The following is a 15828-nucleotide window of genomic DNA, read 5'->3' on the forward strand; positions in this document are numbered from 1 at the left end:
ATAATACCTCTACCAATATAGACCCCGATATTGCATCGGGGCAAACTTGGGTAAACGGCCCCGATTCTCCTAATTATACTGGACAGCGACGCCAGTCATTCAAATACTGGTGGGTAGGTCAAATGATTAACCAAGACAGAAATATTCTAGAGAAGATGACCTTGTTCTGGCACAATCATTTTGCTATAGAGATAAGTAATATAGGGTCACCCATTTGGGCTTATCAAAATAATTTATTGCTTAGGCAAAGTGCTTTGGGTAATTTTAAAACCCTTACCAAAGCTGTAAGCATCGACCCAGCCATGCTCAAATATCTGAACGGTTACCTTAATACCCATAAAGCCCCTGATGAAAACTACGCTCGTGAGTTGCAAGAACTTTTCACTTTAGGCAAAGGACCGAACTCGCAATATACCGAGGATGATGTGAAAGCTGCTGCCAAAGTGCTTACAGGTTGGAGGATAAACAACAGCACCTTCTCCTCTTATTTCGACCCTAACAAGCATGATACTGGCAACAAGCAATTTTCTGCATTTTATAACAATACTGTTATTACAGGGCAGGCAGGTGCAAATGGAGCTAATGAAGTTGAGGATTTGCTCACTATGATTTTTAACCAAACAGAAGTATCCTTATTCATTTGCCGTAAACTATATCGTTGGTTTGTGTATTACGATATAGATGCCACCACCGAGGCCAATGTGATAGCACCTATGGCTCAAATATTCCGTCAGAACAATTATGATATCAAACCTGTATTGACAGCTTTGTTCAAAAGCGAGCACTTTTTTGATGCAGCTAACGTAGGTTGCCTCATCAAAAGTCCATTGGATTTTTGCGTGGGACTATGTCGGGTGTTCAATATTATATTTCCCGATGCCAGCCAATACGCTACGCAATATTATATGTGGGGGCAAATATGGGGAGCATCTTATATACAGCAACAAGACCCGGGAGACCCTCCGAATGTGGCAGGATGGCCAGCATATTATCAAGTGCCCAGTTACCACGAGTTGTGGATTAACAGCGACACCCTGCCAAAGCGTAATCAAATAAGCGACTTAATGGTGAATTCTGGCATCAAGAAAAATGGCTTCACTTTAATTATCGACTGTTTAGAAGCGGCCAAAACAATGAGCGACCCTTCTAACCCAAATACACTAATAGACGACTTGTGCAAATACTTGCATATCCTTACCCTGTCAAGCACCAATAAATCAGCCATTAAAGTAAGCACCTTGTTATCTGGCCAATCGACAGATAGTTATTGGACAAGTGCATGGAATGCATTTATAAGTGACCCTACCAACAAAACCAATAAAGACACCGTGAACTTGCGGCTCATCCCGCTATACAAATACTTGATGGATCTTTCGGAGTTCCAACTTTCTTAGTCAAAACCTTAAATATAGTACAAACCCTTTAAAATAATTATCCAATATGAATCGCAGGGATTTTATAAAGAATACAGCGGCTGTATCCATATTGCCGTCGTTAATAGATGGTCAAACAGTACAGGCTTATTCCAATACAAATTTGCTTAGCAGACTTGCGGCATCATTTGTAGACACCGACCATGTGCTCGTTATAGTGCAACTTAATGGTGGTAACGATGGGCTAAATACACTTATTCCTTTGGATCAGTATAGTAATTTAGCCAATGCCCGCAGCAATATCCTTATTGACAGCAAAAAGGTGTTGGCACTTACTGGAACTTCCGCAACTGGTCTACACCCAGCGATGGTAGGGATGAGGGATTTATATAATAATGGCAAACTCGGAATTGTGCAAGCCGCTGGTTATCCTAATCAAAACTATTCCCACTTCCGTTCATCCGATATATGGGCAACAGCCTCCGATGCAAACCAATCGCTAACTAGTGGCTGGGCGGGAAGGTATCTCAATGAAGAATTCCCCAATTTCCCAAATGGCTATCCCAATAGCAATATGCCCGACCCAGTGGCCATACAAATAGGTTCGCTAGTTTCAATAGGTTTGCAAGGGCTTACCAATAGTATGGCGATGGCCATTACCGATCCCGCCAATTTCTATAACATGATTAATGGCACCACCGACCCTACGCCCACTACCCATGCAGGAACTGAACTTGCTTACATAAGGGGAGTGGCGGCCAAAACCCAACAGTACGGATCAGTTATAAAAGCTGCTGCGGGCAAAGCCACGAATAAATCATCACTTTGGCCAACCACGGGTCAAAACAAATTGGCCGACCAAATGAAAATAGTATCGCAACTGATAGCAGGTGGATTAAAAACTCGCATATACTGGGTTAGCTTGGGCGGTTTCGATACGCACTCCAATCAGGTGGACCAAAGCGGCACCGACACGGGAGACCACGCAAATTTGCTGGCCAAATTAAGTGAGGCCATTACCGCCTTTATGGATGACTGCAAATTGCTAAACACTGCCGACCGCGTTTTGGGGATGACTTATAGTGAATTTGGTCGACGAATAGTTTCTAATGCGAGCTTGGGCACTGACCACGGAGCAGCCGCACCCCTTTTCCTATTTGGCAACAAAGTAAAAAGTGGCATACTTGGCAGCAATCCCACCATACCAAGCAATGCTGCAGCAAACGACAATATCGCCATGCAACACGATTTCAGAACGGTGTACACTTCAATCCTCAAAGACTGGTTCTGCCTGAATGATACCGATACAGACACAGTGATGTTGCAGAAATTCAACACCTTAAACCTTATCAATAACAATTGCAACAATAACCCTATTGCCCAAGACATTCAACGAAACTCAGGCAATACGCTTATCCGCAACTATCCCAATCCTTTCAATCTCTCTACCACCATTGAGTTTGTAAGTGCCGGAGGCAATGTATTGATAGAGCTGATAAATGCGGAAGGCAAATTAATTAAAACCATCACTGACCAAAACTATGCTGCGGGACAACATACAATTGAGTTATCACGCAATGGCATATCAACTGGATTGTATTATCTAAAAATGCAAAACAGTTTGATTTCGCAAACTAGAAGTATGATTATTACTGATTAATATTGGCATTAATGTAGGCCAAATTATTTGTCCAAAGGGCATTCAAATAGTCAGTTATTTGTTTTGCTTTTTAAAATCGGCTCTGTTTTTTTATGTAAGAAATCTTTTATTGAAGTGAGTTGAAATGTAAGGTTGATTTACCTGATTCGGCAGATTTTCGTTGTTGCTTAAGGTATTAGAAGCGATGCGTCTTTTAAAATGTCTTTTCTTTGTTTTGCGATTTATTTTAAATAGGGCTTAAAAACTTATGTAATTTATTTCATTAAATTTGTTGTTTTGGCACAACTTTGAATAACTTAACTTTGCAACGTAAAATTAATGAGGGCATTCACACTTATATTGGTATTATTCATTTTGGGATCTTTTGTTTCGCCAGAAACAAACCCCCAAACTTCTATTAAGGATGATGAAGATTTTTGTACCGTATTCTTCAGGATTATTAAAGCTGGTGTGGAACAAAACTTCGACAATATAAAAGGCAAGTCATTGGGAACGGTTCGCAAAGGCAATAACTTTATTCAAAAATGGGAATCGATAGAAAATCTCCCTGGGCAAAGTAATGCTCAAATAACCAAAAGCTTTGCTACCAGTTTCACCAGTACCATTTTGGAGGCCGACCAAATAACAGATAGCATGAAAACGATCTACGAAAAATGGGGTTTCGAAATTAAAGATTGCCTATCACCTAGTTGGCTCATAAGAGAGTCTGCAGTGGAGGGGCTGTACAAAAAAATATCCATTGGCCGCAGAGACCCCACCGAAATGCTGAAATTCCCAAATATCATATTGGAAATTGAAAACTTGAACGGCAAATATGTGCTTTACTTTAAAGTGATAAAGTAACGTAGGGTAAAATAATGACGCCCTTCACAAGTAATTATTTACAAATCATTAACATTGGCTCAAACAAAGTAAATTAATATTTATGTTTGTGGCATAGTTGATATGTCTAAAGAAAAAATAGAACCGAAAGTATTTTCAAATCGTTGCGATAGTCTGAATTCAGAAATTGATTCCTTGCAGAAGGAACTTGTCGAATTAGATAGCCTGCAACCTGGATACCATGAGACCTTGTTTAAAATCAGAAGCACTGTGGATGGTTTGAAGGTAGAACTTGAAAATTTGATAGCCCAAAGTCGTAATATTTCAAAAAAGGATCACCAAACCCGCGTTTATCTGTGGGGAACAATCAATAATTACAGTGATGTGTTAAGCAAGTTCGAGCAGGCGAGAGACTATCCGCACACTTTTGCCAGACCCGTTGACGAAGTTCCAAAAGAAGCATCAGAAGGTAAGAAAGAACGCAAATCGAATAAGCCTTCTTAAAACATTCGAAAAACCCCTTTATGAGGAAAGTCCATACAGTTCAGTAATTTTTTACGTGCTTCTCCACCTTTCCCTAGGTTCGACAATTTAAACGAATCGAAACTAAATACCAGAGCCAACTCGTGCGAACCATAAGTTCCACCACCCAATCCAGTGGCATTCAAATCATAACTGTAACTTATTTGGTAGCTATTGGCTTCACCCCATCCGCCCACTAAACCTAAAGTGATAATAAAGGAATTGGTATTTTTTCCTTGTTGAAATTTGGGTGAGTTGTGAAAGTTCAAACCTACAAATCCTGGATATTTATAAAAGTAAATTCCTGCATCAAATGCTTGAAAAGCCGCTTGCTTTTCAAATCTAAAATGAGGAAAAATAAAAGTAGGGGTTGGGCTACGCCCGTCTTTAATGGGTAGCATGCCGCCCCCAGTTACAGAGTATTTAATAGGAATGGTGCGTGTGGTTCCCACAAAGGTCTCAACAGGTCTTGTTAGATGTTGTATAGCACCGCCCCATCCAAAATAATAATCGGCAGAGGTGGTTCTAAGCCTGTGATTAAAAGTAAATCCAGCCCCGATATCCATATAAGTAATGGAAGCAGCAGGCGGGGGTGTAGCAGAAGACTGGAATATTTTTCCAAAAACTGGGTCAAACTCGTCACTAAATTCAAACTTACTCCAATCAATGTTTTTGTTCACCAAAGCTGGCTCCACCCCAAAACTAAATTCAGTATTGGATCGGTCCAATCTTCCAATCAAGTTTCTATATGAATACACAAAACCTATTTTATTGGTTTTTAGAAAGCCCTCTCCCCTCACATCGTTCATCAAGTTCAATCCCACCCCTCCAGAAATTCCGGGTGCACGAACATCTAACCCGAGGCCAAAAGAGTAAAAGGGTCCTGGCACTCCAGGCCATAACTGTCGGTGATTTATGGCTAATCGCATACCATTATTTGCTCCTGCATAAGCAGGATTAAGGTACAATCGGTTGGCAAATACCTGCGAAAATTCGGGATCCTGAGCCTTGAGGTTTTGAAATACAAAACTTAGGAAAAGGATAAATGTAATTTTACAACTCACAAGCTTCAAATTTAAAACCTATAACTTAAGGTAAAATTACTGCTAGGCACAAATTCTGTAGTTTGAGCAGAGGTTGTATTGGCCGAGTTTACATTTTGTTCGATGATAGGTTGCGGCTGAGAGTTGTACTCGTAATATTGATAAGTATAACTACCATATTTATTTTTTGTTGTAGCACGTATATAACGTATCGATGATTCTATGGTAAAAAAGAGACTTTGTTTCAACTTAAAACTCACGCCAAAAGCAAAAGCAATTCCTGAAATACGTGTGGATGTTTTATTGCTATGATGCGATTTATTGATTTTAATATAATTAATATTGGTATCATTTGTTTGCGACCAAGTTCCTATAGAGGTTCCAAGTTTATTGTTCAACCAATCTACGCCGATAAACGCATTACTCCTTTTGTTCTGCACAATATTATATTGAAATCCCACCGCGGTATTATAACGCTTGTCGTATCCAGCATCAGATATATAGGTATAGGTTACATTTCCTGACGGAGTAACCGTTTTTGACTCTCCATTGCTGGCTTGGTTAATCGAAAATCGAGTTTTAATCGCAACATTTTTAAAATAATAACGGTAGGTAAAATTATAATCAGGTTTCGCGGTAGGAACTCCGCCAAACCACCCTTGAGCATCTGGTTTAAGCACGTATACAGCTATGGGATACATATCTATTCCTACTTCGTGATGTTTTATTTTTGTTGAATCTTTGGTCTGCGATTTTGCATTGAAGCCAATTAGGCAAAATAAAACAGTAAATATTGTGACTCTTCTCATAGTTATAAATATGTTTAGAAAGTTCAAAAATACAGAATCTAATTAGAAACCTAAATATTTTTTTTTGATACAAATATTTTAAAGAATAGTTTTCCTTAGTGTGCTGCAAAATTAAGGGTTTGGCTATGTATGTTATTAAAAAATAAGCAGTTTTTTGGTAATATAAAACTTCTTTGTCACATTTGCCACACAACTAATTTAACTAAAACATGAATTATACACATCATTTTATCCATCTTAACTATTTAGCTATTGCTGTTGGTGCAGCGGCTTATTTTTTATTGGGAGCAGTATGGTACTCGCCTGTTTTGTTTGCAAAACCATGGGCTAAAATTACAGTCATGAGCATGGATGACTCTAACAATCGTAAGGGCATGGCCACAGTGATGATAGCATCATTTCTTTGCCTCTTTGTTTTAGCAATTGGTATGGCTTTTTCGTCTCACGCACTACATCTGCAAAATTGGGCTTCAGGTCTTCGTTTTGGTATGCTCACAGGTGTCTGTTTTGGATTAACTGTGATGAGCGTGAGTTTTGTTTATGAAATTGACGGCGGCTATCACCTTATTGGGAACATCATCGTAGGCATCATCGTAACCGTTTGGAAATAAAGTAAAAGTATTTAGATTTTTTTTAAATTACATTTTATTGACATTGGGTTTTCCATTGCCTTCTTGCCCATTATCTTTGCACCCGAAAAAAAAAGACTTTGTTTGTTAAGTTCCTAATGGCCAATAACAATAACCATTTATACTTTTCATCGCAGTTTTAATTAAAAGTATTAATCATCAGAATGAAAATATCCTTTAGGTTGCTTTTAGTGCTCTCGGCGTTTGCCCTAGCACCAGTTTTCACAACAGCACAAAACGTAGAAGAGGGCAAAAAACTCTTCGAGGCCAATTGCCAATCATGCCATGCCGTTCACTCAGAAGTGGTAGGCCCTGCTTTAAAAGACATTGATAAACGTCGTGACGAGGCTTGGCTTATCAAATGGGTAAAGAACTCCCAGGCAGTTATTAAAAGTGGAGATGCTTATGCTGTGGCTCTTGCTAATAAATACAACAATTCGGTAATGACTAGTTTCGGCTCGTTAAAAGATGCGGAGATTAAGTCGATACTTTCTTTTATCAAAACGGCTCCCGCTCCTATAGTTGAAGGTGGGCCTAAAGATGGTGAAGCTAAAAATGGTGAATCAAAAGCAGATAGCGGTGGCGGAGGGATGAATAATGCCACTATGTTGATGATATTATTGGGGCTTGCATTTGTATTGGGGCTTACTTCCATATTATTGGGTCGAGTTGCAGCTAGTCTAAAAGGCACCTTATATACCAACCAACCTGAACTTGCTCCAGAAGATGATCCAGGTTTTTGGGATGGCACATTTTGGCCTTGGGTTTCACGTTGGAATAAAACGGTAGCGACCATTGCATTTATGATGTGCTTTGTATTTTTATACTGCTATTGGGGTTTTGGTTATGCCAATAATGAAATAGGTGTTCAAAAGGGATATGCTCCTGCACAACCTATTGCCTACTCGCACAAATTACATGCTGGCCAATACAAAATCCAGTGTCAATATTGTCACTCTACGGTTGAGAAGAGTAAGCAAGCTTCCATTCCCTCGCCTAGCACCTGTATGAATTGCCACGTTGCTGTGCAGGCTAAAGAAAAATATGCAGGTAAAATATCTCCCGAAATTATGAAGATATATAATGCAGTTGGATATAATCCTGAAACTAAAAAATATGATGGCCCACAAAAACCGATTAAATGGGTGCGAATTCACAATCTGCCAGACTTTGCATACTTCAATCACTCACAGCACGTAAAAGTTGGAAAAATTGCCTGTCAAAAATGCCACGGAGATATACAAAACATGACAGTAGTTTATCAAAAGAATACTTTGCAAATGGGATGGTGTATTGAATGTCATCGTGATTCGAAAGTGGATATGGCTAGTAACAAATACTACGAAAAAATTCACGCCAAGTATAAAGCCCTTGGCAAAAAAGAGGTTTCAGTTGCCGAAAATGGAGGACTCGATTGCTCAAAATGTCATTATTAATATTAATTCAAAACATTTAGTTTTTTCAAAATACATTCAATGGAAAACCAAAAACAATACTGGAGGGGACTTGAAGAACTCAAAACGAGTCCTGAATTTGTTGCCAACAGCAAAAATGAATTCATGGAGGGGTTGCCCTTAGATGAGGTTCTCAATGAGAATTCTTCTACTTTTGGACTTGCTTCAAACCGCCGTGATTTCCTCAAATTTTTCGGATTTAGTATAGGTGCAGTTGCTTTGGCAGCTTGTAACAAAGCACCTGTAAAAAATGCAATTCCTTATGTCGTAAAACCTGAGAACATTACACCAGGTGTACCTCTTTATTATGCTTCTACTTGTGGTGCTTGTGCTGCTGGTTGCGGCATAATGGTAAAAACACGCGAAGGTCGTCCTATTAAAGTAGATGGCAACGATAATACTTTTAACAAAGGAGCACTTTGTGCACAAGGTCAAGCAAGTGTGCTTACCTTATATGATAATGACCGTATAAAAAGTCCATTAATTGGAACACAATCTTTGGATTGGAAAAAAATAGATGCAGATGTAAACGCACAACTTAAAGCTATTGACGGTTCAAAAATTCGTGTGGTGAGTGGCACCATTAATAGTCCTTCTACACAACGTGCTATTGATACATTCCTTAAAGCATACAAAGGAGCTGAACATATTACCTATGATGCTATTTCTTCCTCTGCCATTATTATGGCTAATGAAGAATCGTTTGGCAAAGCAGTACTTCCTGCATATGATTTTAGCAAAGCTGAAGTGATCGTAAGCTTCGGTGCCGACTTTTTAGGCACTTGGATTTCTCCTGTTGAATATACCAAGCAATGGGTTGAAAATCGTAAACTTAACAAAAAGAAGAACATGTCACGCCATATCCAGTTTGAGTCAAACCTCACTATTACTGGATCGAGTGCCGATATGCGTTTGCCAATCAAGCCTTCGCAACAAGGATTGGCTTTGGCAAACTTATATAATAGATTAGCCGATTTGAATGGCTCTACCAAATTGGATGTTCAACAACTTGAACTTCCTTTGGATGCTATCAAAAATACAGCAAACGAACTATGGGCCAAGAAAGGTGCAGGTTTGGTAGTATCTGGTTCTAACGACGTGGATGTTCAAATATTAGTGAACGGCATCAATACCATGCTAGGCAATTATGGCAAAACGATTGACTTGGACAATCATTCTAACCAACGTAAAGGTATTGACAGCAACTTCGACAGATTGGTTGACGAAATGAACTCAGGAACGGTTGAAGCGGTTGTGTTTTATAATGTCAATCCTGCCTACAATTACCACAACTTTTCTAAGCTGAACAGTGGTATCAAAAAATTAAAATTATCGGTTGGCACATCTTATAATATGGATGAAACAGCCAAGATGCTTAAATATACAGCCCCTGACCATCATTACTTGGAATCGTGGAATGACCATGAAGCCAAAGTTGGGCATTATACTCTGACACAGCCTACTATTACCCGCATATTCAATACCCGCCAAGCTCAAGAATCACTTTTGATTTGGGCTGGAAATGAAAACGCTGATTTTTATACATTCATTCAAGACACATGGAAAGAAGCTTTTGGAGCAGATAATTTTGTTGCTTTCTGGAACCAAACGTTGCATGATGGCTATTATATCAAACCAATGGTTGTAGCAGGTTCGCCTTCGTTTAAAGGCACTGTAAAAGCTGCGTCAATTACTGCTAGTGCGGCAATGGGTGGAAAAGGTAAGCTTGAATTAATGACCTATGAAAAAATTTCTATGGGCGATGGTTCACAAGCTAACAATCCTTGGCTACAAGAGCTTCCAGACCCTATCTCAAAAGTAAGTTGGGATAATTACGCAATTATCAATAAATCAACTGCTGATAGTCTTAATTTAACTGACGGGGATAATATTTCGGTAAGCACTTCAGATGGCAAAATTGATTCAATTCCAGTCTTGGTTCAACCAGGCATGGTGAAAGATACTGTTGCAATTGCTTTGGGATATGGCCGTATTGATGCCAATCGCGAAGCCATGAAAAAAGACACAAGTGGTAAAAACGCATTTGTGTTAAGGGCAACCCGCAATGGACACACAATAGGCACTTCAGGCGATGTGAAAATTGCTAAGGTCAGCGAAGGGTATCTTTTGGCACAAACACAAACCCATCATACTATCGAAGGTCGTAATATGGTTAAAGAAACCACTTTGGACCGCTGGCAAGCTGACCCATTATCGGGAAATAAGAGTATGTCTCATATAGTTTCCTTGTGGGACGAAAAAGATTATAAAGGGCATCGTTGGGCTATGGCTATCGACCTTAATGCTTGTACAGGATGTGGCTCGTGTGTGATTGCTTGCCAAGCTGAAAACAATGTGGCTGTGGTTGGTAGAGAGGAAGTATTGAGAGGACGCGAAATGCACTGGATACGTATCGACCGCTACTACTCTTTCACAGATAAAAACAAAAAACGGAACACTAAGGAAAAGGAAATCGCTAAAATTGTAGATGATTTTGAAAACGTAAGTGTGGCTTTCCAACCTGTTATGTGTCAACATTGCACACATGCTTCGTGCGAAACAGTTTGCCCTGTATTGGCCACAACCCATAGCTCAGAAGGACTTAACCAGATGACCTATAACCGCTGCATTGGTACCAAATATTGTGCTAATAACTGTCCTTATAAAGTTCGCCGTTTCAACTGGTTCCGTTATTTTGAAAATGATAAATTTGATTTCAATTTTAACAACGACTTGGGCCGCATGGTTATCAATCCAGATGTTACTGTCCGTTCGAGAGGTGTGATGGAAAAGTGTTCCTTCTGTGTTCAAAGAATCCAGTCAGGTAAATTATCTGCCAAACGAGAAAACCGCACCTTGGTTGATGGCGATGTTAAAACAGCATGTCAGCAAGCCTGCCCTGCAAATGCTATTGTATTTGGTGACCGTAATGATCCCAATTCTGAAATATCTAAACTATTCTATAACGACCGTGAATATAGTTTGATGACTGACGACGAAAAGGAAACGAGCAAAGATTATTTCGATGCATTAAAAGCGGCAATGAAACCCGAGGAACTTAGCAATGTTGCTCGTAGTTATGCCATGCTTGAAGAAATAAACATGAAACCTTCAGTTAAATACCAGGTAAAAGTTCGCAACAGAATGGATGATAGCATCAAAGACGAATTAGATTTGGATATAAAACTAGCTAAGGAAGCCGAGATTAAACATAAACGTCATGCTGCCGAGCATGCTGCAAGTGGACATGGTGAGCACGGTGCCGCTCCAACTCACGGCAAAGAAGAAAAACACGGCCATTAATACAATACACAAGAAGTATAATCAATCAAAATATAATAATCTTAACCACCCATGTACGAATCACCACTTAGGGAAAGACTTATTACCGGAGACAAATCCTACGGCCAAATTTCGGCTGACATTTGTCGTCCCATTGAAAATCCACCATCAAAAGCTTGGTGGGCAGGTTTCTCAGTATCCTTTATTTTTTTATGCCTATTAGTGCTATCCTTGACTATTACAGTTGTCGAAGGAATAGGAACTTGGGGTGTGAATAAGACTGTAGGATGGGCTTGGGATATCACCAACTTTGTATTTTGGGTTGGTATTGGTCACGCTGGTACTTTGATTTCCGCGATTTTGTTATTGTTCCGTCAGAAATGGCGTATGTCAATTAACAGATCGGCTGAGGCGATGACAATTTTTGCAGTAATGTGTGCCGCCATATTTCCTTTGTTCCACATGGGTCGTATATGGAATGGTTTCTGGAATTTGCCTTTGCCAAATGCATTAGGTTCGATTTGGGTAAACTTTAACTCACCCCTACTTTGGGACGTATTTGCGATTTCAACCTATTTCACAGTATCATTATTCTTTTGGTATATGGGGCTCATACCCGATATAGCTACGGTGCGTGATCGTGCGAAAGGTAAAGCGAAGAAATGGTTGTATAACCTTTTATCAATGGGATGGAACGGTTCTATCCGCACATGGATGCGTTATGAAGTAGTATGTTTGATATTGGCTGGTATTTCTACACCGCTGGTACTTTCGGTACATACCATTGTATCTTTTGACTTTGCTACATCGGTAATTCCTGGCTGGCACACCACTATTTTCCCTCCATACTTTGTAGCCGGAGCTATTTTTTCTGGATTTGGAATGGTGCTTACCTTATTGGTTATTGCCCGTAAGGTGATGAACTACGAAGATTATATTACTGTTCACCATTTGGATGCTATGTGCAAAGTAGTAATGCTTACGGGAACTATAGTAGGTACCGCATACATCACTGAATTCTTTATTGCTTGGTATTCAGGGGTAGAGTATGAGCAATATGCTTTTATCAATCGTGCTACGGGGCCATACTGGTGGGCTTATTGGAGTATGATGAGTTGCAACTTACTTGCTCCTCAGATATTTTGGTTCAAGAAGATACGTCAAAATCCAACTATTATATTTATCATGTCTATTATTGTGAATATTGGAATGTGGTTCGAACGTTTCGTAATCATTGTTACTTCTCTGCACCGTGACTACCTTCCTTCAAGTTGGATATATTACCGCCCTACTTGGGTTGAGGTTGCTATATTTTTAGGCACGATGGGATTGTTCTTTACTTGCTACTTTGTATTCTGTAAGTTCCTACCATCTATATCCATTGCCGAAACAAAAGCTATTATGCCTATCGACCAATTGCCGATTGCAAAAGCCAGAATGGAAAGAGAAAATTTAGCACATTCCCATTAAACAAAACGATAAAGTTATATAAGAATTAATATATAAAAGATGAAACCAACCAATTTTATAGCCGGCGTATTTGAAGACCCTGAATTGATTTATAGGGCTGCAAAGAAAATGAATAGCTCAGGAGTGAAAATATATGATTGTTACACTCCCTTTGCAGTGCATGGTCTTGATAAAACAATGGGTATCGAACGCACCCGCTTGAGTATTGCTGCATTTATATATGGATGTATCGGATTCCTATTAGCTTTAACTTTACAGTGGTTTACTTCTTATTTAGATTGGCAAGTAAACATAGGTGGCAAACCTAATACACCCGTTTTGGTAACCTTTGTGCCTGTATGTTTTGAGTGTACCGTTCTTTGCACGGCACTAGGAACAATTATGACTTTCTGGATTAAAAGCAAGATGTTTCATGGTGTAACACCCGATTTGTTTGACGATCGCCAAACTAGCGATTTATTTATATTGGCGATTGATGCTGACAGTAATAAAAACCACGATGCTATCAATCAAATACTTCGTGAAAATGGTGCAATCGACATTCGTACAAAATCATTCGACAAAAACCATTCATTGATACAATAAACACAAGTAATAAATGACAATGAAAATCAATAACACAACAGTTTATAAAATATTTGGCTCAATGGCTTTGGTTGCATTAATTGCAGCTTGTGGCAGAGGCCCGAATGACCCAGGGACTGAATATATGCCCGACATGTATGTGTCGGAAGGTTACGAGCCTTTTACACAGCTTGCTGAATCTCCGAACAAAATAAATGCAGATGGTAAAAACATGCGTGAACCAGCAAAACATACTATTGCCCAAGGCCAGTTAGATTACTACTATCCTTACCAAAAGGAACAATATGATGAAGCTTTGAAAAATGTAAAAATGCCTGCAACTATTGCCTACACGTCCGAAAACCTTGCTATAGGAAAACATTTTTATGATATCAATTGCTTCCCCTGCCATGGCGACATCGGTTTGGGAGATGGGGCAGTTGCTGTAAAATTTCCTCCAGGCAATATACCTTCTTATGCAACTGATAGAATTCAAACATTAAGCGAAGGAGGTATGTATCATTCTATTACTTATGGCAAAAATTTAATGGGTTCGTATGCTTCAGTATTAACCCCCACCGAACGTTGGTGTGTAATACAATATGTACAATACCTTAGCAAAAAAGCCAAAACCAATGGTGCTACCGCCACTGCACCTAGTGACTCATTAAAAAAAGATAAATAACAACCGATAATTTTATACAGACCTAATGGAACATCATCACATAGAAATTACGGAAGAACGTTTCGACTTCAATTCTAAAACTAAAAACTTTGTCTTCATGCTCATCGGCCTAGGCTTGATTTGCACTCTTGCGGGTGTATTAATGCTAAAGGGAGAAGCTGGAAACATTATGGAAAAGCGTTTTTGGGGCAGCATGCTTTTGGCAGGTTACTACACTACCCTCATTAGTTTGTGCGGAACTGTTTTTATCGGTATCAACTACTTGTCCAATGCGGGTTGGAGTGCTGCTATAAAAAGGATACCCGAAGCTATGGGACAATACCTTCCTATTGGGGTTTTAACGTTATTGATTATCTTTTTTGTAGGGCGTGAGCACGTATTTGAATGGTCAATTCCCGAAATTATGAACAATGATTCTTTATTACAAGGGAAAAGCAGTTTCTTAAATACAACATTTTTTGTAGGGGGTAGTATTCTATTTTTTGGATTATATTATTTCTTCACCCGCTATTTCCGCCGTTTGTCTATAAGAGAAGACAAAGAAAAAGGTACAAAAATATTTCATACAAATCGCCGTGTTGCGGGTGGCTTTATGGCCATCTTTGGTTTCACTTTCCCAGTAATATCATGGATGTGGATGATGAGTATTGACCCTCATTGGTTCTCTACTATTTATTCAATATACAACTTTGCCATACTTTGGGTATGTGGTATCGCCACCATTTGTATGTTTGTATTGTTCCTTAAAGGTCGTGGTTATTTAAAAATTGTTACTGAAGAACATTTACATGATTTGGGTAAATTCATGTTCGCATTCTCTATCTTTTGGACTTATATATGGGTATCGCAATACCTATTGATATGGTATGCCAACTTACCTGAGGAGTCTATATATTATGTCGAACGTAAAGGGGAGCATTTTGGTTTTCAGTTTTGGTTTAATTTGATTATCAATTTTGCAGCACCACTATTGATTTTAATGACCAAAAATTCTAAACGCAAACGCAATACGCTTATCACCGCAGGTGCGATTATCCTCTGTGGGCATTGGAATGATTTATATTTAATGGTAATGCCTAATGTGGCTGGAGAACAAGCTACTATAGGCCTTATGGAAATAGGAACTACCATATTCTTCTTTGGTATTTTTATATATGTTACCCTTGCTTCATTGGCCAAGCAATCGCTCATTGCTGTGGGACATCCATACATCGAAGAAAGTGCACGTCATGAGATCAATCCTTAGTTAGAATCGAAAAACAATATTTAGAAAGCCTGCTTAAATAAGTGGGCTTTTTTATTATACCAAAACTCAATATATAATAGTCCAAAAAAGAGGGACTAATCACCCCGCATCCCGATAATTATCGGGATTAAGCGGGGCTTTAGGGATGTAGTTCGGCATTACCATTCTACAACGGAAGTTAAAACATACTTTATAGCAACAGCAGAAGTTTGCCTAATAAAAGCCCCAAAATGTAGCCACTAAAAGTTGATAACTTTGTTAATAAATAA

At 39.1% G+C, this 15828-nt stretch carries 13 protein-coding genes; 11 read left to right on the plus strand and 2 right to left on the minus strand.

Annotated features, from left to right (window positions below):
* The 4 genes from SGJ10_01790 to SGJ10_01805 form a co-directional block, all read left to right on the plus strand.
* Positions 1-1394 (plus strand): DUF1800 domain-containing protein (locus tag SGJ10_01790; GenBank protein ID MDZ4756857.1); only part of this gene is annotated, 1394 nt, incomplete at its 5' end.
* Positions 1395-1440: 46 nt separating this feature from the next.
* On the plus strand, positions 1441-3033 hold the full coding sequence (locus SGJ10_01795) for a DUF1501 domain-containing protein (GenBank protein MDZ4756858.1): 1593 nt from the start codon (positions 1441-1443) through the stop codon (positions 3031-3033).
* Between the two features lie 318 nt (positions 3034-3351).
* Positions 3352-3876 (plus strand): hypothetical protein, encoded by a 525-nt coding sequence (locus tag SGJ10_01800; protein ID MDZ4756859.1) that lies wholly within the window; start codon positions 3352-3354, stop codon positions 3874-3876.
* Positions 3877-3978: 102 nt separating this feature from the next.
* Positions 3979-4359, plus strand: coding sequence for a hypothetical protein (locus tag SGJ10_01805; GenBank protein MDZ4756860.1), 381 nt, complete (start codon positions 3979-3981; stop codon positions 4357-4359).
* On the opposite strand, the gene SGJ10_01810 is transcribed toward SGJ10_01805, so the two are convergent.
* Complete coding sequence (locus SGJ10_01810; protein ID MDZ4756861.1) at positions 4356-5441, minus strand: PorP/SprF family type IX secretion system membrane protein; 1086 nt, start codon at positions 5439-5441, stop codon at positions 4356-4358. The two genes, SGJ10_01805 and SGJ10_01810, sit on opposite strands and share 4 nt — an antisense overlap.
* 11 nt (positions 5442-5452) lie before the next feature.
* On the minus strand, positions 5453-6229 hold the full coding sequence (locus SGJ10_01815) for a hypothetical protein (protein MDZ4756862.1): 777 nt from the start codon (positions 6227-6229) through the stop codon (positions 5453-5455).
* 209 nt (positions 6230-6438) lie between these two features.
* Here SGJ10_01815 and SGJ10_01820 point away from each other — a divergent pair, with 209 nt between their 5' ends.
* The 7 genes from SGJ10_01820 (at position 6439) to SGJ10_01850 (ending at position 15559) form a co-directional block, all read left to right on the plus strand.
* Positions 6439-6840 (plus strand): DUF1761 domain-containing protein, encoded by a 402-nt coding sequence (locus SGJ10_01820; protein MDZ4756863.1) that lies wholly within the window; start codon positions 6439-6441, stop codon positions 6838-6840.
* A 182-nt stretch (positions 6841-7022) separates the two neighbouring features.
* Positions 7023-8294 (plus strand): cytochrome c3 family protein, encoded by a 1272-nt coding sequence (locus tag SGJ10_01825; protein ID MDZ4756864.1) that lies wholly within the window; start codon positions 7023-7025, stop codon positions 8292-8294.
* 39 nt (positions 8295-8333) lie between these two features.
* The gene (locus tag SGJ10_01830) at positions 8334-11615 is read left to right on the plus strand and encodes a TAT-variant-translocated molybdopterin oxidoreductase (protein MDZ4756865.1); all 3282 of its coding nucleotides are present in this window, start codon (positions 8334-8336) and stop codon (positions 11613-11615) included.
* Positions 11616-11666: 51 nt separating this feature from the next.
* A complete protein-coding gene (gene nrfD / locus SGJ10_01835) occupies positions 11667-13064 on the plus strand; it encodes an NrfD/PsrC family molybdoenzyme membrane anchor subunit (protein MDZ4756866.1) in 1398 nt (465 codons plus the stop codon).
* Positions 13065-13103: 39 nt separating this feature from the next.
* Positions 13104-13649, plus strand: coding sequence for a DUF3341 domain-containing protein (locus tag SGJ10_01840; GenBank protein MDZ4756867.1), 546 nt, complete (start codon positions 13104-13106; stop codon positions 13647-13649).
* A 19-nt stretch (positions 13650-13668) separates the two neighbouring features.
* Positions 13669-14313 carry a cytochrome c gene (locus SGJ10_01845; protein MDZ4756868.1) on the plus strand — a complete coding sequence of 215 codons (645 nt, stop codon included), beginning with the start codon at positions 13669-13671 and terminating at the stop codon, positions 14311-14313.
* 25 nt (positions 14314-14338) lie between these two features.
* Complete coding sequence (locus SGJ10_01850) at positions 14339-15559, plus strand: quinol:cytochrome C oxidoreductase (GenBank protein ID MDZ4756869.1); 1221 nt, start codon at positions 14339-14341, stop codon at positions 15557-15559.
* Positions 15560-15828: the final 269 nt, after the last annotated feature.

The sequence above is a fragment of the Bacteroidota bacterium genome (assembly GCA_034439655.1).
Lineage (GTDB): Bacteria > Bacteroidota > Bacteroidia > UKL13-3 > UKL13-3 > CANJUD01.